This window comes from Pseudanabaena sp. PCC 6802, assembly GCF_000332175.1.
Classification (GTDB): Bacteria; Cyanobacteriota; Cyanobacteriia; order Pseudanabaenales; family Pseudanabaenaceae; genus PCC-6802.
Window position 1 is genome coordinate 4,382,436 of the sequence record NZ_KB235914.1, and the last position, 20,151, is coordinate 4,402,586.

The 20,151-nt window shown below is 47.9% G+C and carries 23 protein-coding genes and 1 pseudogene; 10 read left to right on the forward strand and 14 right to left on the reverse strand.

The annotated features are described in order from the left end of the window. Positions 1-2: 2 nt before the first annotated feature. Positions 3-1,214 (reverse strand): MFS transporter, encoded by a 1,212-nt coding sequence (locus tag PSE6802_RS0126280; protein WP_019502999.1) that lies wholly within the window; start codon positions 1,212-1,214, stop codon positions 3-5. Positions 1,215-1,324: 110 nt separating this feature from the next. Next, positions 1,325-1,972, reverse strand: coding sequence for a CHRD domain-containing protein (locus PSE6802_RS0126285; RefSeq protein WP_019503000.1), 648 nt, complete (start codon positions 1,970-1,972; stop codon positions 1,325-1,327). Between the two features lie 178 nt (positions 1,973-2,150). On the opposite strand from PSE6802_RS0126285, the gene PSE6802_RS0126295 reads away from it, so the two are divergent. Together PSE6802_RS0126295 and PSE6802_RS0126305 are read left to right on the forward strand one after the other, a co-directional pair. Further along, the gene (locus PSE6802_RS0126295) at positions 2,151-2,675 is read left to right on the forward strand and encodes a hypothetical protein (RefSeq protein WP_019503002.1); all 525 of its coding nucleotides are present in this window, start codon (positions 2,151-2,153) and stop codon (positions 2,673-2,675) included. A gap of 138 nt (positions 2,676-2,813) precedes the next feature. Next, entirely contained in the window at positions 2,814-3,362 is a 549-nt protein-coding gene (locus PSE6802_RS0126305; protein WP_026103586.1) for a hypothetical protein, read from the forward strand. Between the two features lie 84 nt (positions 3,363-3,446). Here PSE6802_RS0126305 and ruvC read toward each other — a convergent pair whose 3' ends face one another. The 4 genes from ruvC to PSE6802_RS0126325 all read right to left on the reverse strand — a co-directional run bounded on the left by ruvC (position 3,447) and on the right by PSE6802_RS0126325 (position 5,815). Then, a complete protein-coding gene (ruvC, locus tag PSE6802_RS0126310; RefSeq protein WP_019503005.1) occupies positions 3,447-3,920 on the reverse strand; it encodes a crossover junction endodeoxyribonuclease RuvC in 474 nt (157 codons plus the stop codon). Further along, a complete protein-coding gene (locus PSE6802_RS0126315; protein WP_019503006.1) occupies positions 3,917-4,363 on the reverse strand; it encodes a PPC domain-containing protein in 447 nt (148 codons plus the stop codon). The genes ruvC and PSE6802_RS0126315 overlap by 4 nt, the downstream gene beginning before the upstream one ends. A gap of 21 nt (positions 4,364-4,384) precedes the next feature. Beyond that, entirely contained in the window at positions 4,385-5,158 is a 774-nt protein-coding gene (locus PSE6802_RS0126320) for a segregation/condensation protein A (protein ID WP_019503007.1), read from the reverse strand. Between the two features lie 288 nt (positions 5,159-5,446). Beyond that, the gene (locus tag PSE6802_RS0126325; RefSeq protein WP_019503008.1) at positions 5,447-5,815 is read right to left on the reverse strand and encodes a LapA family protein; all 369 of its coding nucleotides are present in this window, start codon (positions 5,813-5,815) and stop codon (positions 5,447-5,449) included. Positions 5,816-6,084: 269 nt separating this feature from the next. Between PSE6802_RS0126325 and ychF the strand changes: the two genes are divergently transcribed. From ychF to PSE6802_RS0126345, 4 genes are all read left to right on the forward strand, one after another. Continuing rightward, entirely contained in the window at positions 6,085-7,179 is a 1,095-nt protein-coding gene (ychF, locus tag PSE6802_RS0126330) for a redox-regulated ATPase YchF (RefSeq protein ID WP_019503009.1), read from the forward strand. After that, positions 7,172-7,969, forward strand: a complete 798-nt coding sequence (locus PSE6802_RS0126335) for a biotin--[acetyl-CoA-carboxylase] ligase (RefSeq protein WP_026103587.1) — start codon at positions 7,172-7,174, stop codon at positions 7,967-7,969. Before ychF ends, PSE6802_RS0126335 begins: the two co-directional genes overlap by 8 nt. A gap of 319 nt (positions 7,970-8,288) precedes the next feature. Beyond that, complete coding sequence (locus tag PSE6802_RS0126340; RefSeq protein WP_019503011.1) at positions 8,289-9,515, forward strand: ABC transporter permease; 1,227 nt, start codon at positions 8,289-8,291, stop codon at positions 9,513-9,515. Continuing rightward, complete coding sequence (locus tag PSE6802_RS0126345; RefSeq protein ID WP_019503012.1) at positions 9,512-10,264, forward strand: ABC transporter ATP-binding protein; 753 nt, start codon at positions 9,512-9,514, stop codon at positions 10,262-10,264. Before PSE6802_RS0126340 ends, PSE6802_RS0126345 begins: the two co-directional genes overlap by 4 nt. Positions 10,265-10,271: 7 nt before the next feature. On the opposite strand, the gene PSE6802_RS0126350 is transcribed toward PSE6802_RS0126345, so the two are convergent. Next, a complete protein-coding gene (locus tag PSE6802_RS0126350) occupies positions 10,272-11,033 on the reverse strand; it encodes a Uma2 family endonuclease (protein WP_026103588.1) in 762 nt (253 codons plus the stop codon). A 47-nt stretch (positions 11,034-11,080) separates the two neighbouring features. Between PSE6802_RS0126350 and PSE6802_RS36055 the strand changes: the two are divergent. Then, positions 11,081-11,329: pseudogene (locus PSE6802_RS36055) on the forward strand (type II toxin-antitoxin system VapC family toxin); the annotation flags it as partial. A gap of 154 nt (positions 11,330-11,483) precedes the next feature. On the opposite strand, the gene PSE6802_RS0126355 reads toward PSE6802_RS36055, so the two are convergent. The 7 genes from PSE6802_RS0126355 to PSE6802_RS0126380 all read right to left on the reverse strand — a co-directional run bounded on the left by PSE6802_RS0126355 (position 11,484) and on the right by PSE6802_RS0126380 (position 14,912). Beyond that, positions 11,484-11,753: a type II toxin-antitoxin system RelE family toxin gene (locus tag PSE6802_RS0126355; protein ID WP_019503014.1), complete on the reverse strand. Its 270-nt coding sequence runs from the start codon at positions 11,751-11,753 to the stop codon at positions 11,484-11,486. Next, positions 11,750-11,980 (reverse strand): hypothetical protein, encoded by a 231-nt coding sequence (locus PSE6802_RS0126360; protein WP_019503015.1) that lies wholly within the window; start codon positions 11,978-11,980, stop codon positions 11,750-11,752. The genes PSE6802_RS0126355 and PSE6802_RS0126360 overlap by 4 nt, the downstream gene beginning before the upstream one ends. An 85-nt stretch (positions 11,981-12,065) precedes the next feature. Further along, positions 12,066-12,632, reverse strand: coding sequence for an abortive infection family protein (locus tag PSE6802_RS32925; protein WP_156815664.1), 567 nt, complete (start codon positions 12,630-12,632; stop codon positions 12,066-12,068). A gap of 17 nt (positions 12,633-12,649) precedes the next feature. Further along, a complete protein-coding gene (locus PSE6802_RS33955; RefSeq protein WP_156815665.1) occupies positions 12,650-12,832 on the reverse strand; it encodes a hypothetical protein in 183 nt (60 codons plus the stop codon). Between the two features lie 213 nt (positions 12,833-13,045). Next, entirely contained in the window at positions 13,046-14,023 is a 978-nt protein-coding gene (locus tag PSE6802_RS0126370; protein ID WP_019503017.1) for a zinc-binding alcohol dehydrogenase family protein, read from the reverse strand. 94 nt (positions 14,024-14,117) lie between these two features. After that, positions 14,118-14,474 (reverse strand): SnoaL-like domain-containing protein, encoded by a 357-nt coding sequence (locus PSE6802_RS0126375; RefSeq protein WP_019503018.1) that lies wholly within the window; start codon positions 14,472-14,474, stop codon positions 14,118-14,120. A gap of 57 nt (positions 14,475-14,531) precedes the next feature. Next, positions 14,532-14,912: a YybH family protein gene (locus PSE6802_RS0126380; RefSeq protein ID WP_019503019.1), complete on the reverse strand. Its 381-nt coding sequence runs from the start codon at positions 14,910-14,912 to the stop codon at positions 14,532-14,534. A 111-nt stretch (positions 14,913-15,023) separates the two neighbouring features. Between PSE6802_RS0126380 and PSE6802_RS0126385 the strand changes: the two genes are divergently transcribed. The 3 genes from PSE6802_RS0126385 (at position 15,024) to mutL (ending at position 20,140) form a co-directional block, all read left to right on the forward strand. After that, positions 15,024-15,887: a LysR family transcriptional regulator gene (locus PSE6802_RS0126385; RefSeq protein ID WP_019503020.1), complete on the forward strand. Its 864-nt coding sequence runs from the start codon at positions 15,024-15,026 to the stop codon at positions 15,885-15,887. Positions 15,888-16,406: 519 nt separating this feature from the next. Then, positions 16,407-18,413, forward strand: a complete 2,007-nt coding sequence (locus PSE6802_RS0126390; RefSeq protein WP_019503021.1) for an NAD(P)/FAD-dependent oxidoreductase — start codon at positions 16,407-16,409, stop codon at positions 18,411-18,413. Between the two features lie 32 nt (positions 18,414-18,445). Beyond that, the gene (mutL, locus tag PSE6802_RS0126395; protein ID WP_019503022.1) at positions 18,446-20,140 is read left to right on the forward strand and encodes a DNA mismatch repair endonuclease MutL; all 1,695 of its coding nucleotides are present in this window, start codon (positions 18,446-18,448) and stop codon (positions 20,138-20,140) included. The last annotated feature ends 11 nt before the right edge of the window (positions 20,141-20,151 follow it).

Sequence of the window (20,151 nt, forward strand, 5' to 3'; positions counted from 1 at the left end):
CCCTAATTATTAGATCGATCTGCGATCGCATATTGACGGCGCGTGAAGATTGCTAATAGCAATACCAGGAAGGTCAATCCACCAGCAAGATAGAGAGAATAGCTATAGGTGATGGGGCGATTTTTATCGATGAGGGCACCAGCAATTACAGGCCCGATCGCATTGGATATACTGAGATATGATGAATTCAGTCCTAACGCTATGCCTTGCTCCTCTGGTTTAGCATTGAGCGAAATCAAGGCGTTGACTGCGGGTTGCACTAGAGAATTGAATAGAGAGAATACAATACTAACTGCCACAAAGTAGACGATATTCTGCCACACTGGCATCAAAACGAACGTGGTACTGCGGATCAAAAGACCCATAAACAGGATTTGCGTCACATTGAGCCTTCGATTTAATGCTGGGATCCCCGCTGTTTGCATAATTACACCCAGCACCCCAAATATAAAAAACATCATGGTTAAAGCTTCATTATTCTGTCCCAACACGTTGAGGAAGTAAGGCTGAAACGCAAACGTAAAGATCGTAAAGGTGGTGCCGATTAGAAAATTGACGATCAAGAGAATTCCAATTTTAGGAATAGCTAAACCTTTAATTAAACTGTCCAAACCCAAATCGAAGATATCGATCGCTTTCGCTCCTCTAAAAGATAATTGCTCGGGCTTTTGCTCTAACGTCTCAGGCAAATAAAAGATGGTCAGGAGGAGCGCGATCGCTGCAACCATGCCAGACACGACAAAAGATGCCCCTAACGAAATCTTCTGAGCCAGCAAACTCACGGCTGGCCCCAACACAAAGCCCAAACCAAAAGCTGCACCGTTAATACCAAAAGCCCTGGTTCGATTTGCAGGTGTAGTTACGTCTGACATGACAGCCTGCGCTACTGAGTTATTGCCACCCGTGATGCCATCCAGAAATCGCGCCATGAATAGAATTGCCGCATTTGGAGCAAATCCCGCGATCGCGTTCGCCACGACCGTACCAAAGAGGCTGACGATCAAGAGCGGCTTTCTGCCAAAGCGATCGCTCAGCTTACCAATTACCGGAGTTGCAAAGAACTGGGCGATCGAGTAGGTAGCAAACAACAAGCTCGTATCGAAATCGCTAAGTTGATATTGCTTGCCATATAGATAAATAACCGGGATGAGAATCGTAAGGCTAAGTGAATTAATAAAAGAAATGAGTGCAATAATCCAAAAAGTCCGATTCATTTACTGGCAAGCTCAAAAGATCGCACCCCATCATAAAACAAAACGCACGACAACGCTCAAATACAAGTACGAGCAGTGCCGTGCATTGGATCGATTGAGATCGAGGCAGATTAAGCCGCCTTGAGAATCCCGCGCAGTTCTCCACCCCGATTCCCCTTGGTATGCAAATCTACATACAACATACCATTGTCGAGAGCCTGGAGCTGCTCGGGCGTGAGAGTGTACTCGCCACTAATCTTGCCGCTAAGATTATCCGCATCAAGAGTTACGGTTAAAGCATATTGAAATGGCCCATTCTGATTTGCCATGCCCTTATGGATATGAATGGCGGTGGTGACATTTGGGTTGGGCGGCGTGGCTGGATCGGTAGCGTAGTCGCGCAGAGGACTACTTAAGTTACTGAATTGCCCCCTCACAATCAGGCGATTATCTGATGATAAGACTGCGCCAACCGATCCCCATGCTGAAGTCTCTGCTGGCGACGGAACTACCTTTTTCCCGGTCATGACAGCGGTAAACTGGCGAAATGTCATGCCGGGGTTCTGCGCTAGTAAAACTCGCGCCGCTTCCTGTTGAGAATTGAGCGCATCGAGCATGGGAAATCTTGGCTCTAAGCTTGTCGGTTGACCAGTACCTAAATCGATCGCTAAATTCCTGGCTGGCAAGTTCGTACTCAACGATGGCATCGGTACGCTGGCTAAACCAATGCAAGCAATAAGACCAAGTAAGAAATTGAGCGCTAATTTTTTAATATTCATGGGAGCTTTACCTCAAGATGATATAGCTGGGATTCTATATGTGCTATACGCCAATCCCGCGCCACTGGATCTTTATTGGTGAGCAAGATCCTACTTGGCCTGCGATCGCGATCGCAAACAGCCCGAAAGATCGCCCACATAATTAAGGAGTGTTGATTCTATACCAAAAGGATTTGTTATGAACAAGCTCGTACAAAAGGTTGCTGCTGTTGGCCTAGTTTCTGGTTCCTGCCTGCTAGCTATAAATGCCCGCCCCGCTTCAGCTAATCCTGCTGAGCGCCCAGTTTACGAAAGAACCGAAACTCCATATGTCAGAACTCGAGTTTATGAAACTCCTGTGAGAGTTTATGAAACTCCTGTGAGAACGCATGTTTATGAAGCTCGCCCTGTAAGTTACCTACCTAGCTATATCCGCACCTCAGAATATTGCGAAACCAATCAAACCAGGTTCTCAGGCGTTTGGACTCGTCGCGGTGTCAGCCCTACCTATGATGTTGTCTGGACTGACTATAATGGCGAAAGAATTTACGGCACTGCCGAAGTAGTTGAGAACAATAATGGTTATCTCACGCTTAACTATCGAGCCGGACACAACAGCGGTTACTATCAAGTGCGCTATGACACTAGAGATTCTATTAGTGGCACCTGGAGAGATGTTAGCGGTCGTCTTTGGGGCAGCGTCACTGCTTACGTACAACTTTAAATTACCTATAGATGTGGGAAAGCGTCAAACTCTCCCACATCTCGACGATCGCTAAATATCCAATACTGCAAGGAAACTGCTATGCAATGGGAGGCGACCTAACAGGCAAATGGTTGGGCAACGATCGGCAAAAGATCTGTGAAAAAGATCCTGCTTGACCTGCGATCGCGATCGCACGCAACTCAAAAAATTACCTACATAATTAACATAGTGTTGATTTATACCAAAGGATTTGTTATGAACAAGCTGCTGCAAAAAATTGTCCTTACTACTCTGGCTTCCAGTGCCTGTTTGCTCCCCTTGGCGACCAGTCCCGTGCTGGCAAACCCAGCCGAGAATACCTACCCTCACCCAACGGTCGATCGCTATTCTGAGGACCATCTGCCCACTTACATTCGCACCTCAGAATACTGTGAAACTAACCGCACCAGATTTTCAGGTGTCTGGACTCGTCGCGGACACACTCCAGTGTACGATGCGGTATGGACTGACTATAACGGAGATAAGTATTACGGCACCGTCCAGGTGGTTGAGAACCACGATGGTTTACTAACCCTTACCTATCGTGCTGGACACAATACCGGTTACTATCGAGTGCGCTACGATACTAGAGACTCAATTAGCGGTACGTGGAGAGCCGATAACGGCAGTCTGTGGGGGAGCCTCACCGCCGCTGTAGATCTGTAGCCTCCACTTCAGAAAATATTAAGAATTTTCGCTCCGTAAACGCGACTCCTAATCGTAAACGCGATTCCTAATTGGGAGTCGCGTTTACATTGGGTTGAACATCCAACAGGTGAGGGCGATCGCCAGAGCATCGCTAGCATCATCGGGCTTAATGGGAGCCGACAAATTCAACTCGCGCATCACTGCCCCATGAACGTCAGACTTATCCGCATTCCCATAGCCCGTCAGCGCTTGCTTAATCTGAGGTGGCGAAAATTCCTCCGGGGCAATGCCGTGCTGAGATAGAGTCAGTAAAATCACGCCGCGCGCCTGCGCCACGCTAATCAGATTGCCCATGCGATAAAAAAAGAGCTTTTCCATCCCCACCAACTGAGGCTGCCATTGTGTCAATACCACATGCATATCCTCGTAGATAATCTTGAGGCGATCGCCCATTGGAGTTTTTTTCGGTGTTTGGATTACCCCCACATCCAACAACTCGGGCAAATTTCCCTGGTTGACATCAATTACACCAAATCCTAAAGTGGCGATACCGGGATCTAATCCTAAGATTCTCATTCCACGGGTTTGAGCTTAGTCACAGTAAGCGTAAACTTGCCGCCACTGCTGCCGCCAAAAGACTGGACGCGAATCGTGTAGGTACCTGCCTTCTTGATGCGATAGAACAGGAGAGAATTGGTACCTTCACCCTCACCATCATCGTTCTCAGCAACAATATCACCATCTTTACCCAACAGGCTAACAATCGTATCGAATGACTCTGAGGTAGCAGAAATTTCTATGCGATCGCCCGCTTGCGCTTCAATAGAATAATCTTTGGCAAAGCCCTTTTGTCCGGTAGGGATATCGCGATCTGAGAGCGTATCCGTAACCGACCCCTTGGGCATGGGAATAGCAGCATAAAAACCCGGTTTGGGCTGTGCCATTACCGAAGCACTTAGCCCCACATGCAAACCTATACCAAGTGCCAGAACCGGTATAGCGAAGATTAGATTTTTCATAGTTTATACTTGCATCAAACCTCAGGATGCCTCTTGAATTGGTGCGTCAATTGTGTCTCTACTAAAGTGAGGTTGTCGATCTTGTTGCAAAGGCGTTACCTGGATCTTGCCATAAAATTCTGTCTGCGACAGTTCCACTTTAGATTGCGATGATAGGAATAGTAAACCCCAAAATACACCGATCTTATCGTTGAAAATCTCGGCTAAATCGGAAATCTCAATATCTATATCGGGATTTTCGGCAAAATACCGATCGAGATCCATAATAATTTCCGAAAGGTTCTCTTTATGTGCCAGTTTCGCGATCGCTCTGATGGCAGCTTGACGGTTTACCTTGGGCTGGCGCGCCTTTAACTTGCGATCTGATTTTTGGTCTACTAAAACGGCGATCGCTTCTAGCTGTGCGATTAATTCCTGTAGGGTTATTCGCCGCTGTTGCGGTGGTAAGGCAACCGGACGACGTTGCAGGCGTTGCTCGAAGTTATACGGCAGTTCTAATTGCATTCCCTCTTGCAAAAATTCCGGATCTTCTCCTTCGAATGCTTCTCCCTCTTCTAATGCCATCTGAGCTTGCGATAGGCTATTAGCTTTCAGCAAAATTAGCATTGAGGCATACAACAACGCATGACCTGACTCGTAGAGATCGCGGCGATCGTCATTGAACAACCTTGCCAGGAAGCGATCTACCACATCGATGACCTGTACGTCCCAGGGATCGATCTCACCCCGTTCCGCCAGGTCGATCAACATAGCAATTGCTTCTTTTGTAACCGACTCTGCGATCGAAACCGTCATTTGTGTTTACCCAGAGCTTGTAGGCAAAATGTAATTTGGTTGGGTTAGCTACACATTAGTCGAACAAGACATTAGTCGGACAAGACATTGCCAGGATTTACCCAAGGGCAAATCGAATCGCTAATCCCAGATAACATATACCACAGACAGCTTTTTCTGCCCATAGTCCATCACAAAAGATCGCACTTTATCGATCCCCCCGGCCCCCTGCAAAAATGAGAACTCGACAAAGCCCTCTTATTCAGGGGGGTGGGGGATCTCCTTCTTTGTAAATATCAGTGAATAGACCTAGCTAGGAGACTTAGAGCCTTCGATTACCTTAGTTTTTTCCTCTACCTCAACGTCAATGGCAGATGCAGACATCAGGCGCTTGCGTTCGTCAATTTCTACAGTCAGTTCAGAGACCTGCTCCTGCAAATTCTGGATTTGCGCGTTCTTCTTATGAAATTCCATCATATTTTGCATACTGGCCCAGGCACTAAATAGCCATGCCAAGACTGCACCAATCCCCATAGCGATAATTAGCTCGACTGCGATCGGTACCTCGACTTTTGTACCTTTAAACAGGTTAATTGTAGCCGGGGTTGTATTTTCTAGAGTAAACAATGCCAGCGCGAGAATGAGTACAAAGATTACGAAAAAGTTAACTTGTTTCACACACAAACCTCCTTAATAGTTTGAAGCTTTGACAGCCAGTTTAGCGAACTACTCACAACCACTTACAAACTATAAATTAAAACCTTTGGAACAACGATTAACAAAACTCTTAAAATCTTGAAGCTGGTATGATGCGTTATGCTGACGCTAAAGGCATCTAACAAGTGGTGGGCATTTGCACACAAGTCTCCATGCTAACGGCTGAACGCCGATCGCTAATATGCCAAAATTAAAGCGGATGTATAGAAAGTTTTTAGGATCGAATCGCAATGCTCAAAGCTGGGATTGTAGGGCTACCAAATGTGGGTAAGTCTACTTTATTTAATGCCCTCGTTGCCAATGCTAAGGCTGAGGCTGCCAACTTTCCCTTCTGTACGATCGAGCCTAATGTAGGTACGGTGACGGTTCCCGACGAACGCCTGGACACATTGGCTCGCATTGGCAGTTCGGCGCAGATCGTACCCACTCGGGTCGAGTTTGTCGATATTGCCGGTCTGGTAAAAGGAGCCAGTAAGGGTGAAGGCTTGGGCAATCAGTTTTTAGCAAATATTCGTACCTGCGATGCGATCGTTCAGGTAGTGCGTTGCTTCGACGATCCCGATATTCATCATGTCGAGGCGACTGTCGATCCGTTGCGGGACATTGAAATTATTAATCTGGAGCTAGCGCTCTCGGATCTGGCACAGGTAGATCGCCGCCTGGAACGCAGCCGCAAAGGAGCGCGTAGTGGCGACCCCGATGCTAAGCTGGAACTTGCTACCCTAGAAAAGGTGCGCGAAATCCTCGATCTGGGCAAACCTGCTCGTCTAGCGGCGCTGAGCGCAGAGGAAAAGGGCGCGATCGCCTTCCTCCAGCTACTCACGCTCAAACCAACCATCTATGCCGCCAACGTATCCGAAGACGACTTGGCAACGGGTAACGAGTGGGTGGCGCAGGTAAGGCAACTAGCGGCGGCGGAAAATGCCGAGGTTGTAGTTGTCTCAGCCCAGGTAGAGTCCGAGCTAGTCGATTTACCAGACAGCGATCGCCAGGATTTTCTCAACTCCCTGGGAGTAAATGAAGGTGGCTTAAAAACCTTAATTCGCGCTACCTATCACCTCCTGGGGTTGCGCACGTATTTCACGGTGGGGCCGAAAGAGGCACGCGCCTGGACTATTACCGCTGGCATGAGCGCCCCTCAAGCTGCCGGGGTCATCCACTCAGATTTTGAACGCGCCTTCATCCGTGCCAAAACAATCGCTTTTGACGATTTAGTTGCCGCAGGCTCCATGCATACGGCACGGGAAAAAGGTCTGCTCCGCAGCGAGGGAAAGGAATATATCGTCCAGGAGGGCGATGTGATGGAATTTCTCACCAGTGCTTAGGAAAAATCCTACGGACTGGCCTGCAAACCTACCACTGTGGCTGCATTGGCTGGAAACCTGCCCGAGTACAAATACTTGGGCAACATCTCACATGAAAACACTCAGGCATGGTGATGTTGTCTTTACCCGCCAACAAACGGCTGGACGCGGGCAGCACGGTCGTACTTGGCACGCTCCACCCGGAGTACTAACCGCTAGTTTCGTCATGGATGGCATACCAGGCTCGCAACTATCTGGACTGAGTTTAGCAGCGGGTCTGGCAGTAATTTACGCCGTCGAGGACTTACTTCCCAACCTGAAAGATATCTTGCGTTTGAAATGGCCAAATGATGTGTGGCTTAAGGAGCGCAAGTTGGCGGGCATACTCTGCGAAGCCGCGACCGATGGCAAAGGTAGCAGCCGCGCGATCGTGGGAATTGGCTTAAATCACCGCGCTGATTTTACCCAATCTGAATTCGATCCCAAGGCGATCGCTAATGCCATCAGCCTGCATCAAGTCTCTCCCCATATCCCAGACGAACTCTCACTATTGGCGCAACTACGACATTATCTCCTCCAGGCCAGTGCAATGCTTTCCCGGAGCGATCGCCCCTCAGAATCCACTGGTTTGTCAGCTTTACTGCCAGAGCTTCGTTGTCGGGATGCTCTATGCGATCGCTTCATTACTCTAGAGTTACCAAAAGGAAAGATTTCAGGACAAGCAGCAGGAATTAATGCCTCTGGGCATTTACTATTGCGATTGCCCACAGGACAGATACAGGCTTTTGCTTCAGGGAGGATATCGTGTTGACTTGTGCAGTGGGTTTAGAGGGTTGGGGCGATCGTTGGCTCTCCAAAGGCTTTCTTCCCTGACCCTTGTGCATGAACTATGATGGGGTTGTCCGTGTTTTTGTCCTTATACCAATTTAAATTGTTGTGGTTACAGATGGGGGATGGGGGCGTTGCCTCCCCTTCATGGAGGCAGGGCGGTCTTGGGGGTTCCCCGCTAGAGCCACTGCCGCGTTCCACCCCTTCACCCCGAAAATAAAACCCGTTCTCAAGTGAAACCCGCTATATCCCAAAATAATCCCTCAAAAGCTGACTGCTGAACGCTAATAACTAACCGCTCTATGGATATTTTTGAAAGTTTTAATATGGCGATGCGGACGATCGCGGCGAATCGGATGCGCAGTACCCTAACTATGCTTGGCATTATTATTGGCAATGCCTCGGTAATTGCCATGATTGGGATCGGTCAAGGGGCGCAAAAATATGCCTCATCTCAGTTTCAATCTCTGGGCACGGATGTTTTATTTGTAATCCCTGGCTCCGATAATACTCGCCGCAATACGATCGCGCCGCCGAATCGCCTCGTACTTGCCGATGCTGACGCGATCGCCACCCAAGTGCCGACCGTTAAGCAGGTCGCACCGCAGGTCAACGGTTCGGAGCTAGCCACATATCGCAACCAGACCAAGCGCAGTACTTTAATCGGTACCACACCGTCCTATAGCACCGTGCGTAATGCTGGCGTGAGCAGCGGTCGGTTCCTCAGCGAAGACGATCTCAAACGCAATGCCAGAGTGGTTACGCTCGGTTCGGCGATCGCCAGGGATTTATTCGGACAAAGCAACCCCATCGGGCAGCAAGTCAGAATCAAAGGCATGAGCTTTGAGGTGATTGGGGTAATGGATGAAAAGGGGGCTTTCCTTGGTACAAACCAGGACGACACGATTTTCATGCCCTTCACCACTATGTCCAGCCGCCTGATCGGGCGCACTTCTCCTTATGGTATTGCGGTGCAGGCTATTACGGTTTCCGCCAGGGATACCAACAGTATTGATGCTGCCAAGTTTCAAATTGAGAACCTGCTAAGACTGCGCCACCAAAGTAAAGATGCCCAAGCCGATGAAACTTTTACCATCCGCACTCAAAAAGATGCGCTCGAAATTGTCAATAACATCACTGGCGCGCTCACGCTGATGCTGGCTGCGATCGCCGGGATTTCTCTGCTGGTTGGCGGCATCGGCATTATGAATATCATGCTCGTGTCCGTGACCGAACGCACCCAGGAAATTGGTCTGCGCAAAGCTCTGGGTGCGACCCAGGCGGATATTCTCACCCAGTTTACGATCGAAGCTGTGATTCTGTCGGTGGCAGGTGGCTTAGTCGGAACCTGTTTGGGTGTAGGCGGAGTCTTACTAGTTGCAACCTACACGCCACTCCAGGCCGGAGTTTCTGGTGGCGCGATCGCAGTTGCTGTTGGTGTCTCCGGCGCGATCGGTCTATTTTTTGGGATCTTCCCCGCTAGACAAGCCGCCAAACTCGATCCAATTGTTGCTCTGAGAACCGTATGATTACAACCCAATCCCAAGCAGACAAATCCCTCCTGGGTAGTTCCAAACCTGTAATCGCGTTGGAGCAAATTAGTAAAATTTACGGGATGGGCAATACCGAAGTTGTAGCCCTCTCAAATGTCGATCTCATCATCGAACCAGGTGAATACACGGCGATTATGGGGCCGTCTGGCTCCGGTAAATCGACGGCGATGAATATTATTGGCTGTTTAGACCGCCCCACATCCGGCAATTACTATCTCGACGGTCAGAATGTGGCGGAACTGTCAGACTCTCAGCTTGCCCACGTCCGCAATCGCAAGATTGGTTTTGTGTTTCAGCAGTACCATTTATTACCCCAACTGAACGCCTTAGAAAATGTGATGTTACCGATGGCATATGCCAACGTGCCGCATCGCGATCGCAAAGACAGGGCGATCGCGGCTCTAGAGCGCGTAGCGATGGGAAATCGCCTGAATAATAAACCGAACGAACTTTCTGGTGGTCAGCAGCAGCGGGTGGCAATTGCCAGGGCGATCGTCAATCAACCTGTGCTGCTCCTAGCGGATGAACCAACGGGTGCGCTTGATAGTCGTACAACCCAGGAAGTGATCGATCTATTCGGCGAACTCAATGCCAGCGGTATTACGGTTGTGGTCGTCACCCACGAGTCGGAAGTAGCCAAGTTCACCAAACGTATTGTCTGGTTCCGCGATGGACAAGTGGTACACTCACACCTTGCACCAGATCGGCTTAAGGATGTTACTTAAATAGTTACTAAGCTTCAATCCCTAGTTCGCGTAAACGTTGTGCCAGATATTCCGCACGTTGTTCAGCACGTTCGGCATCAGTAGGTATCCAATTACCTTCCGCATCGTACCAACGCAACCACGAGCGACTAATGCTTTTATACTCTCCTTCCCATATCCCTAAACCCAACTCAATTTCTGCCATCCACACTTTCGGTTCGTACAAATTCAATTCCACATAATGACCTGCCTGCAAGGTAAATACTTGCATTTGGTTTGTGTAACGGCTAAAAACTACATAATAGGGGATGCGGAGAATTTGTTCGTACACTTTCCACTTGGTTGGTGGTTTTTCGACTCGATCTTCCTCGCCATTCTGCTCCTCTGGTTCTAGCTGCCCTAAGTCCTCTTTCTCTGTACCTGGAGATAGTAATTCCACAACTACAACTGGACTCACTCCCTCTTGCCAAATTACATAGCTCAAACGCAGGTCGTGGTCGTCGTAAAGCCTGGGCACTCCGACAACCCCAAACCAGTCCGGGCGCTTGTACCAATTTTGATGATGAACGTCATAATAGAGATTAAGATCGCTAGCACTAAACACTCGATCTTGAGGATAGTTGGGAGGACAAAAAGTCAACCACAAAAGCTCAGGTTGAAAGTCATGAAATCGATCGGGCAAACCAGGCTCCTCAGGATTTTCACTAGGCAGATCGTACATTGTTGGCAGTGTTTCCCTAGGAGAAAGGGGTGGATCGCTTTGTTGAGATGGGTACTTCAGCCGAAACATAATTCGTTGCCAATTTATCGATCGTCATTAGTTAAGATTATAGCTTTTCAATCGGCAAGCTTCCGCTTCCAGAACAAATCGATGATTATATCTCTACACGGATGGCTCAATTAGGAGCGCGATCGCTAGAGATTTCGGCCTCTCATGCTCTACGGTCAGCAGCACTACCTTTAGTGAATCGCGATCCTTTCGATCGAATGTCGATCGCTCAATCTCAGATAGAGGCTATGACGCTTGTAAGTGCAGATTCAATATTCAACCGATATGATGTTTCAGTAATCTGGGCAGCCAGTTCGCGAAAACATAGATCGCCAAGTCAGACAAATTCTTTTTTAATGTATCGATGTGTCTGTCTAACGGCTAAGGTGAGCCGCGGCAGATAACTTGAACGAATTTGATACCGTCCGCTCCACTGCGTTGTTATGCTGCATCTCCACCGATCGCCCCAAACTACATCCACTTCAGCAACTCATCATACTCATCATGTGTGCCAATCCAGTACCAATAAATATGCTCAGACTCCAGCAAACCCAAAACCCGATAGTTAAGGCTGACACGAGCGGAGTAGATCGGTTGCTTTTGACTGACTTGTTTAAACTGAAGGCTGGGGTGATAAGGATCTTCTTGCCAGAGAGCAAAAGCTTTTGCGGCTTGTTCTTGAACTGATGCAGGAAGATCATTAAGCCGTTTACGAAACGTTTTGGTCACACTTGATTTCATTTTTGTGTCGGAAATACTTCACTGAGTGGAGTGGTTTCACTCATTGCTATTTCCTGACGCACCATCGCAGCCATCCGATCCCATTGATCATCTGTCGTGGCAGCAAAACGAGTTTCCCATTGTTGCTCGTCTTGCAACTCATCCAAAAAACGCGATGCGATCGCATCTTGCTGTTCAGGCGGAAGTTGTTGGATTTTGGCGATTGCCTGTTGAAGCAGCTTAGTCATAGGTTCATCGCAGTAAATACTGCAATTACATACAGTTTCTCAATTTTAACCGATGTTCAGAAAAATTTTTCGTCAGACTCAGGAACTAGGTAGGCTCCACTACGAACTTCGCATCGAGATAATGCAGTAGTGAACGTACTATATTTATTACAAACATTGCCTCCACCTTGTTTAGTAAATCTTCATTTGGGTGTGCCACGCTTGCATTATTCCTTATTGGATTCAGTGCATCCATAATGGTGGCAGATGCCTGAAGAATCCGCTCAATATCTTGAGAACGTGGACCCAGATCTTGGAGTGCAGGATGATGTTGACGGAGTAATCTGAATAACCTGGTCATACTATCGTCATTACCGTAACCAATACTTTCAATATCACATGCAGCACGTAGATAACCATGTAAAGTAGTATGGATTCGATCAACTCCGCTAACTGCATCACTGGCTTGGATTAGAGCTTCTACATCTCCAATTGCACGTTCTACAATTGCGCTATTAATCTTGAGATCAGGACTCACAATCGGTGATGCACCTTCCAATCTCTTAGCTATTTCTAATAACTCTGCAAAAAGTTCTTGTGTTCTAGTTTCTGGGCAAGGTGGTGCGCTTATTGGGAACCTTTCTAAAACTCCACGCACTATCTTGGCTTGCACCTGTGGGGATGCTCCACTTAGGATGGCAATAAATTTTCGCAGGTAGTTCCTTGAAGCTGAGAGGGATCTATATCAAGCTCACAATACTCAGGATAAAACTCAGCATGAGATCGATAACTGAAATCACCCAGATAACCATCAGATACACCAATATATCGGTTAACAACTTTCATTATTTCTGGACTTGTTAAACCTGCCATAATTTAGTTTTAAGATTGACGCAATGCAAATACAAGCATCTGTAGTATCAATTATTCCTCGTAAATCAATTTTCTACCCAACCTTTTTGAGTTACTGGCAACACCTATGCATGAAGCGGCATAACGATTGAGCTAACCGGACGCAGATAACCCTAGATACTCAACCGACCAGACTACAGCATTCCGGTTCAGCGATTTGTTAGAGTGCTTACACTATGGCGCATTGACCGCAACTACTAATTTCCCCGTTGCTTGATTAGACTCCATGTAATGATGGGCTGCCACAATCTCGTCTAAGCGAAAAACTCTGTCTATATTGACTCGACTTTGACCAGCTTCTACCCCAGCGATAAATCTTTGCAAATGCTCAACGGCTAAATCTTCAGTGCCTCCAGTATAAACGGTCAGTTTTACCGTATGGGGAATCTGAGCCATCGGTGAAAAATCTGGTAGCGACCAAGCGTTACCTAATATGCCGGTCATACAGACAATGCCACCCGGAGTAGCACATTGCAGTGAATCTATCAGTGTGGTAGTTCCGACCAATTCTAAAACACGATCGACCCCATTAGGGACACTCTGACGGATAGTCGTTGCGATCGCACCATCGTCAATCACCACCCGATCGACCCCATTAGCTTTCAACGCGTTTACCTTTGCAGGATTACGCGTAGTCGCCATAACGGTCAATCCCAGATCTTTGGCAAGATGAGCTGCCGCCATGCCAACGGATGAGGTGCCACCTCGAATTAACAGCGTCTGCCCGGCTTGCACCGCTAAACCAGATATCAGAGAACCATAGGCCGTCTGGAACATTTCTGGAATGGCTCCTAGCACTGACCAGTCAAGCGTGCTCTGAATCGGAAATACGCAGGCTTGCGGAACGCAGGTGTATTCGGCATAGCTACCATCAAAAGCCCGTCCCATGCCGCCCATAATAGCGGCGACCGTCTGACCAGGCTGAAATGGCGTGTCAGGGGCAACTTCGACAATGCCCACGCACTCAATGCCCAAAATTCGGGGAAGCTGAACATTGGGAGAATATCCCTGCCGGGTAAACATCTCAGAACGATTGAGACCAAATGCTTTGACCTGGATCAATACCCATCCCGAGCGAGGATAGGGTTTGGCAATCTCTCGGAGTTGTAGGGCGCTTGGGTCGCCAGGGGATTCTAAAACAATTGCTTTCATTGTATTAACCTTCAACTAAGGAGCGCTCAGAATCGGTGCCTGTATCTCACCGATTCTGCAACTATTAGGCATTCCATCTACCAATTTCCCCATCTCAAGAGGCATAATAATAGCGTTCGTGGACTACTTTACCGTCTTTCCACTTCTGCACAGAAACTTGATCATGGGTGACTTTGCCCCAATTAGCATGGGTATAGTCCACAAACCATTCTGAGATAATCACATCGTCCCCATAAGCGACGTTTTTCACCTCTATGCCTCGGAACTCAACCACTTTTGAGAAGAAATCCAGTTCTCTCTGACGGTTTGCTGCTTTCCCAATTGTGGGAGCAGTTTCATTCTCTTGCATTACCACGTCATCCCCGTAGTACTTTTCAAAGGCTTCCATGGCTTTTCCTTGTAAAACCAGGAATTTGATGTCTTCAAAGGCAGCTTGCAAGTTTGTACTCATGATTCATTTCTCCAAAATTACAGAAGTTGTTACAAGGTTGGGTGCTGATTTCAGGGATTAATTGGGTGCCTGAGAGGAGGCAAATAAATATCGATGGATTTTCCAGTTGCCGTTCTCGTGCTTAAAGATAAACAGCTCGTTATTTCCTTCAGTCTTAGTTTGCTGGTTGGCTAATACTGTTACTGTGCCTGAGGATGAAGTGCGCACATAGGCGAGTTCTCCCATTTGCTCTACCTCGTAGGTCGTAAACTTGACCTGAAGTTGGATTGTTTGAAAAATCTGCTCATAGGTATCACGGACGGCATCGCGTCCGACTTGAGCTGGTGCGAACTGGGGCATAAAGACTGGATCACTACTGTAAAGGTCTAGCACCGCCTTGGCATCTGACGCATTCAAAGCCTGCTCATATTGTTGAAGTATCTGTTGAATTGGTTCCATGGATATGCTCCTGAATTCGGGCTCTCAATCTATTAAGCAGTATAAATTTTTTCAGATTTAATGAGTAGTGGGTAAAATTGAGAAGCATCTTCTCAAATATGGAAAGCTTGAATGGACTTAAACTCCGCTGCCTTGTTTGTCAAAGTTGTTCAGTATGGCAGCTTTTCAGAAACTGCTCGACAGACTAATACGCCAGTAGCGACCATCAGTCGGCGAATTGCTGACTTGGAGAAAGAACTTGGTGTTCGGCTATTGGAGCGATCAACGCGCCATCTGCGAATGACTCAAGCAGGTGCAGCTTTTTATGAAGATGCCGCACGCGGGCTTGAGGCATTTGAAATGGGCTTATCGACTCTGGAAAATCAGCAGCAGGAGTTGACAGGAACCCTACGACTCTCTTTACCCCCGGCGTTTCTTCCCTGGCAGCAATTACTCCAAGACTTTCAAGTCCGCTATCACCAAGTCAAATTCGACATTTTCATCACTGAACGTAGGGTTAACTTGATTGAGGATGGGATTGATGTGGCTTTAAGAATTGGCGATCGCAAAGATAATCAGGCAATTGTCAAGAAGTTGGGTGAATACCGTCATCAGCTCGTTGCGAGTCCAGATTTTCTAGAACAATATGGTACACCGTCTCAGCGAGAGCAACTTCTCACAATGCCCTGTGCGAGTTGGCACGCCCAAACAACATGGTTATTAGGAAATGAGTCAATCCAGATTAGTCCGATTTTTCAAGTCAATGACTATCTTCATCTTTTGAAATTAGCTCTAGCAGGTAGTTGCGTGACTGAACTCCCGCCGTTTCTGATCCAAGAGCATCTAATGAACGGACGGCTGAAGACATTATTGAAAGATTATCCGCTACCCGCTCAACAACTCAATCTGCTGTATCCATCCCGTAAGCAACTATCGCGTTTAGTAAGGACTTATATTGACTTTTGCGCTGAGTGGGTTGATGGCTTATTTCAGTAAGAACAATCTTTAATATTATTAGGACTTACTATCGCTTACTCCACCACCAACATCCGATCTAAATCGCAAGTATTTGCACTCTAACTATATATTACTATGCAAAATGTTGAGTATATCCCTATACAAGGTAATTATCGTGCAACTTGTAGTATAAATCAACCGTAGGCGTAATATTCGAGTTTTTGTTGGGTAGTATACCTATATAGCGTTTTATCCAGCAAAATGCAAAATAACTATATATTCAACTGCTAAGCACAATTATAGTACGCTGAATTGAGGCATATTACCGCATATAGCTGTCCAGTACTTCTGAAGAGCAGCTTTTAGCGCATGTTGCGGTCTAATACCTGTATGACGAGCCTTTAACTGCACTTTGCGGCATAACACGTCGGAATTTGAGAATAGTACACCTTCAGAGTGGTTTAGTACCGCTAGAAAAGCTAACTGCTGATGGCAATAGCACCTCCACCGCCCTAGTTTTCGGGGTAGCATTAGACAAGAATATTCCTCAACTCTTTCATGCAGCAGTTACTTTACCTAGAGATCCCCACACCCGATACTGATTCCGTGCGCTCCTGGCTGCGCGATCGCTTTACCACACCATTTGGTAACAAGCAGCTTACCCCCGATGGCTTTACGATTAGCGATCGCCAGGACTCCGCTTCAGCCAACCATCCACAGTTATGTGTATTTGTCTGGTCATTGCAGCGTACGACTTACTTAAAAGCCTTTCGCTGGTCAGAACGTGCGATCGAAGGTGAGTCGCAAATCTTGCAGTCACTAACGCAACAAATTCGTGAGGCTTTTCCCTATACATATCCCCAGCCACCTGCGATCGCGCCTGGCACTTCCATATTCGAGGCACTAGCACCGCAATATCCACTCACAGTTAAATATTTCCAGCAGTTTCCCCAGGGTGAATACGATCTCAATCGCGTCTACTGGTGGGAGCAACGCTGGCGGGAAAGTGTCAAAAATCCGCAACAGCCCAAACAGGTTGTCTTCCGAGATCCCACTACTGACTCCCAACCGCCTACCTATGACCTGATTTATTTAGGTGGCGCGTTGGGTGCAATCCATGCTGCTATGATGGCAAAATTGGGATATCGCGTTTGCTTAATCGAGCGATTGCCATTTGCGCGCATGAATCGCGAATGGAATATCTCTAGAGCCGAGTTTGAAGGCTTAGTAGAGTTCGGTCTATTTACGCAAGCGGAATTTGAGAGTATTGTCCTGCGCGAGTACGTGGATGGATTTAATAAATTCTTTGATGGCAATAATCCACAGCATCTCAAGGCGGCGGTGTTGCATACGCCCAAGGTCTTAAATGTGGCGATCGACCACAACAAACTGCTCCATATCTGCGGCGCTAAGATGCGTCAATATGGCGGTGAGATTATCGATCGCACAGAATTCGATCGCGTTACAGTACATAGCGATCGCGTCACAGTTGAAGCCCGTAGTCTCGTCGATGGCAGCCAAATACAGATTACGGGTAGAGCGATCGTCGATGCGATGGGGTCGGCCTCCGCGATCGCACAGCAAATCAACTACGGTCGAGCCTTTGACAGCGTCTGCCCTACGGTTGGCGCTGTCTTAGAGGGCATAGAACCGGAGGTTTGGGATACCGCCTACGGCGATGTTTTATTCAGTCATGGCGATATCTCAAGGGGCAGGCAGTTAATTTGGGAGCTATTCCCTGTTAGTGGTAAAGAAATGGCAGTGTATCTCTTCCATTACCATCAAGTCCATCCCGAAAATCCTGGCTCCATGTTGGATTTGTACGAGGACTTTTTTACGATCCTGCCTGAATATCGTCGCTGCGACATGGATAAATTAATCTGGAAGAAGGCGACTTTTGGTTATATTCCCGGACATTTCAGCATTAATGGAAATTCGCGGCGCGTTGCCTTCGATCGCCTCTTAGCGATTGGCGATGCCGCATCCCTCCAATCACCCTTGGTATTCACTGGCTTTGGTTCCCTCGTCCGCAATCTCCCCCGCCTGACCACTCTGTTAGATATTGCCCTCAAGCACGATCTCCTCTCAGCCGAGGATTTAAACCAGATTAACGCCTATCAAAGCAATATCGCCGTGACGTGGCTCTTTTCTAAGGGCATGATGGTACCGACAGGGATGCATTTACCGCCAGAACGGATTAACTCCATGCTCAATACCTTCTTTGGCGTGTTGGCGGCACAACCGGAAGCCGTGAGCGATCGCTTCATCAAAGATCGCCTCGGCTGGCCGATGTTCAATCGTTTAGCGGTAATCGCCGCGATGCAAAACCCTGCTCTCATTGCCTGGATTTGGGAGATGGCTGGCGCTGGCGATATGGCAAAATGGCTGGGCAGCTATGTCGCTTTTACTGGCAGCGCGATCGCTAACGCTCTCTTCGGTGGTTGGCTCCCCCAATTTTTATGTAAATTCCAGCCCGCGATCGAATCGAAATCTCCTAAACTCTGGCTGCGTTTGCTAGCCTGGAGTTACGCACTCAACTATTCACTAGGAAAAACCAAACTATAGCCGCAGACAGATCTGTTAACATTAACGGCATTATGCCCCTAATTCAAACTCTTTCTACTGAAGTCGTACATCTAATCGCAGCAGGTGAAACGATCGATTCGTTGGCATCAGTAGTACGCGAATTAGCTGAAAATGCGATCGATGCCCAAGCTACGCGAATTAATATCGCGATCGCTACCGATCCCTTCACAATTCAGGTTAGCGATAACGGTACGGGCATGAGTTTGGAGGATATGGCACGCGCAGCTACGCCCCACACGACCAGCAAAATTGAGAGCGCAGCCGACCTTCGACAGATTAATAGTCTGGGATTTCGAGGAGAAGCCCTGTATAGTTTGGCACAGCTATCCAATCTGCAAATTTGCAGCCGCAGTTCAGCCGATATATCGGGTTGGCAAGCGAACTACGACCACGCCGGCAATCTATTAGAAGTTCCCAAGCCCGTCGCGATCGCCCCCGGTACGATCGTCACTGCGAGTAATATTTTTTCTACTCGCCCATCGCGCTTGGAGATTTTGCCAGCACTCTCACAACAGTTGCGGAAGGTTCAGCTTATTATCCATCACATGGCGATCGCAAATCCTCAGATTACATGGCAGGTAACGCAGAACGATCGCCCCTGGTTGAATATATGGGCAAGTTCGGACGTAAGAGATATTCTGACGCAGATAGTGAGTTCGCTACAACCGACGGATCTAATTAGCGGTACGATCGATAGCGAGAGCGATCGAAACAGTTATGATAAGACTGATGGCGAAATCGCAAGTGAAATCGCAAGTGAAATCGCAAGTGCAGCCGCAGGAGAATCTGTAAAAGCACAAATCCGGATTGCAATGGGATTGCCAGATCGCTGCCACCGTCGCCGTTTGGATTGGGTGAAAGTAATCGTCAATAAGCGCTTAGTACAGTTGCCGGAAATCGAGCAAGCGATTCTATCGAGTTTTGCGCGAACTCTACCACGCCAGCGCTTTCCTGTATGCGTCGTGCATTTATCGCTGCCTCCTTCTCTGGTTGACTGGAATCGCAGACCTGACAAATCCGAAGTGTACTTGCTCGATCTCAATCGCTGGCAAAATCTGGTCGGCGATCTGATTAGCAAGCTACTGCAATCCCCACCACAACAATCGCCATTAGCAACGGCGAGCCTGCTGCGCGCTGCGGAAGCTAGCGGGCAATACTCCGTGCCGTCTACATCTAATTCATCTTTAAAGGCACTGGCCCAGGTTCACAATACTTATATTCTGGCAGAACATCCCACGGGATTGTGGTTAGTCGAGCAACATGTCGCTCACGAGCGAGTTCTGTTCGAGCGACTAGAAGATCGGTGGCAGGTCGTTACTCTGGAACAGCCCGTTATTCTTAACGATCTCGTGCCCAAGCAGGTGGAGAGATTAGAGGCGTTAGGCATTGATATCGCGCCCTTTGGTGAAGGCGTATGGGCAGTGCGATCGCTACCCGCCATATTAGTTGCGTGTCCTGAATACCAGGATGCACTCTTAGAAATTAGCTGCCAGGAAGATCTGCAATTAGCCAGAGCCACAGTAGCCTGCCGCAGCGCTATGCGTAACGGTACTCCCTTAGATCTGACCGCCATGCAAAATCTATTAAACCAATGGCAACAAACCCGCAATTCCCACACATGTCCCCACGGTCGCCCTATTTGCCTAGCGCTAGACTCAGATCGCCTCGCCCGTTTCTTCCGCCGCAACTGGATTATTGGTAGGTGAACGGAAACCGC

Excerpts from the sequence above, each read along its gene's own strand:
- PSE6802_RS0126340 (WP_019503011.1), top strand. The coding sequence starts at position 8,289 with ATGGATATTTTTGAAAGTTTTAATATGGCGATGCGGACGATCGCGGCG.
- PSE6802_RS0126385 (WP_019503020.1), top strand. The coding sequence starts at position 15,024 with ATGGACTTAAACTCCGCTGCCTTGTTTGTCAAAGTTGTTCAGTATGGC.
- PSE6802_RS0126320 (WP_019503007.1), bottom strand. The coding sequence starts at position 5,158 with ATGACGGTTTCGATCGCAGAGTCGGTTACAAAAGAAGCAATTGCTATG.
- PSE6802_RS0126295 (WP_019503002.1), top strand. The coding sequence starts at position 2,151 with ATGAACAAGCTCGTACAAAAGGTTGCTGCTGTTGGCCTAGTTTCTGGT.
- mutL (WP_019503022.1), top strand. The coding sequence starts at position 18,446 with ATGCCCCTAATTCAAACTCTTTCTACTGAAGTCGTACATCTAATCGCA.
- PSE6802_RS0126380 (WP_019503019.1), bottom strand. The coding sequence starts at position 14,912 with ATGGAACCAATTCAACAGATACTTCAACAATATGAGCAGGCTTTGAAT.
- PSE6802_RS0126355 (WP_019503014.1), bottom strand. The coding sequence starts at position 11,753 with ATGAAATCAAGTGTGACCAAAACGTTTCGTAAACGGCTTAATGATCTT.
- PSE6802_RS0126390 (WP_019503021.1), top strand. The coding sequence starts at position 16,407 with ATGCAGCAGTTACTTTACCTAGAGATCCCCACACCCGATACTGATTCC.
- PSE6802_RS0126280 (WP_019502999.1), bottom strand. The coding sequence starts at position 1,214 with ATGAATCGGACTTTTTGGATTATTGCACTCATTTCTTTTATTAATTCA.
- PSE6802_RS0126285 (WP_019503000.1), bottom strand. The coding sequence starts at position 1,972 with ATGAATATTAAAAAATTAGCGCTCAATTTCTTACTTGGTCTTATTGCT.
- PSE6802_RS0126345 (WP_019503012.1), top strand. The coding sequence starts at position 9,512 with ATGATTACAACCCAATCCCAAGCAGACAAATCCCTCCTGGGTAGTTCC.
- PSE6802_RS0126315 (WP_019503006.1), bottom strand. The coding sequence starts at position 4,363 with ATGAAAAATCTAATCTTCGCTATACCGGTTCTGGCACTTGGTATAGGT.
- ruvC (WP_019503005.1), bottom strand. The coding sequence starts at position 3,920 with ATGAGAATCTTAGGATTAGATCCCGGTATCGCCACTTTAGGATTTGGT.
- PSE6802_RS0126360 (WP_019503015.1), bottom strand. The coding sequence starts at position 11,980 with ATGACTAAGCTGCTTCAACAGGCAATCGCCAAAATCCAACAACTTCCG.
- PSE6802_RS33955 (WP_156815665.1), bottom strand. The coding sequence starts at position 12,832 with ATGGCAGGTTTAACAAGTCCAGAAATAATGAAAGTTGTTAACCGATAT.
- PSE6802_RS0126375 (WP_019503018.1), bottom strand. The coding sequence starts at position 14,474 with ATGAGTACAAACTTGCAAGCTGCCTTTGAAGACATCAAATTCCTGGTT.
- PSE6802_RS0126350 (WP_026103588.1), bottom strand. The coding sequence starts at position 11,033 with ATGTTTCGGCTGAAGTACCCATCTCAACAAAGCGATCCACCCCTTTCT.
- PSE6802_RS0126370 (WP_019503017.1), bottom strand. The coding sequence starts at position 14,023 with ATGAAAGCAATTGTTTTAGAATCCCCTGGCGACCCAAGCGCCCTACAA.
- ychF (WP_019503009.1), top strand. The coding sequence starts at position 6,085 with ATGCTCAAAGCTGGGATTGTAGGGCTACCAAATGTGGGTAAGTCTACT.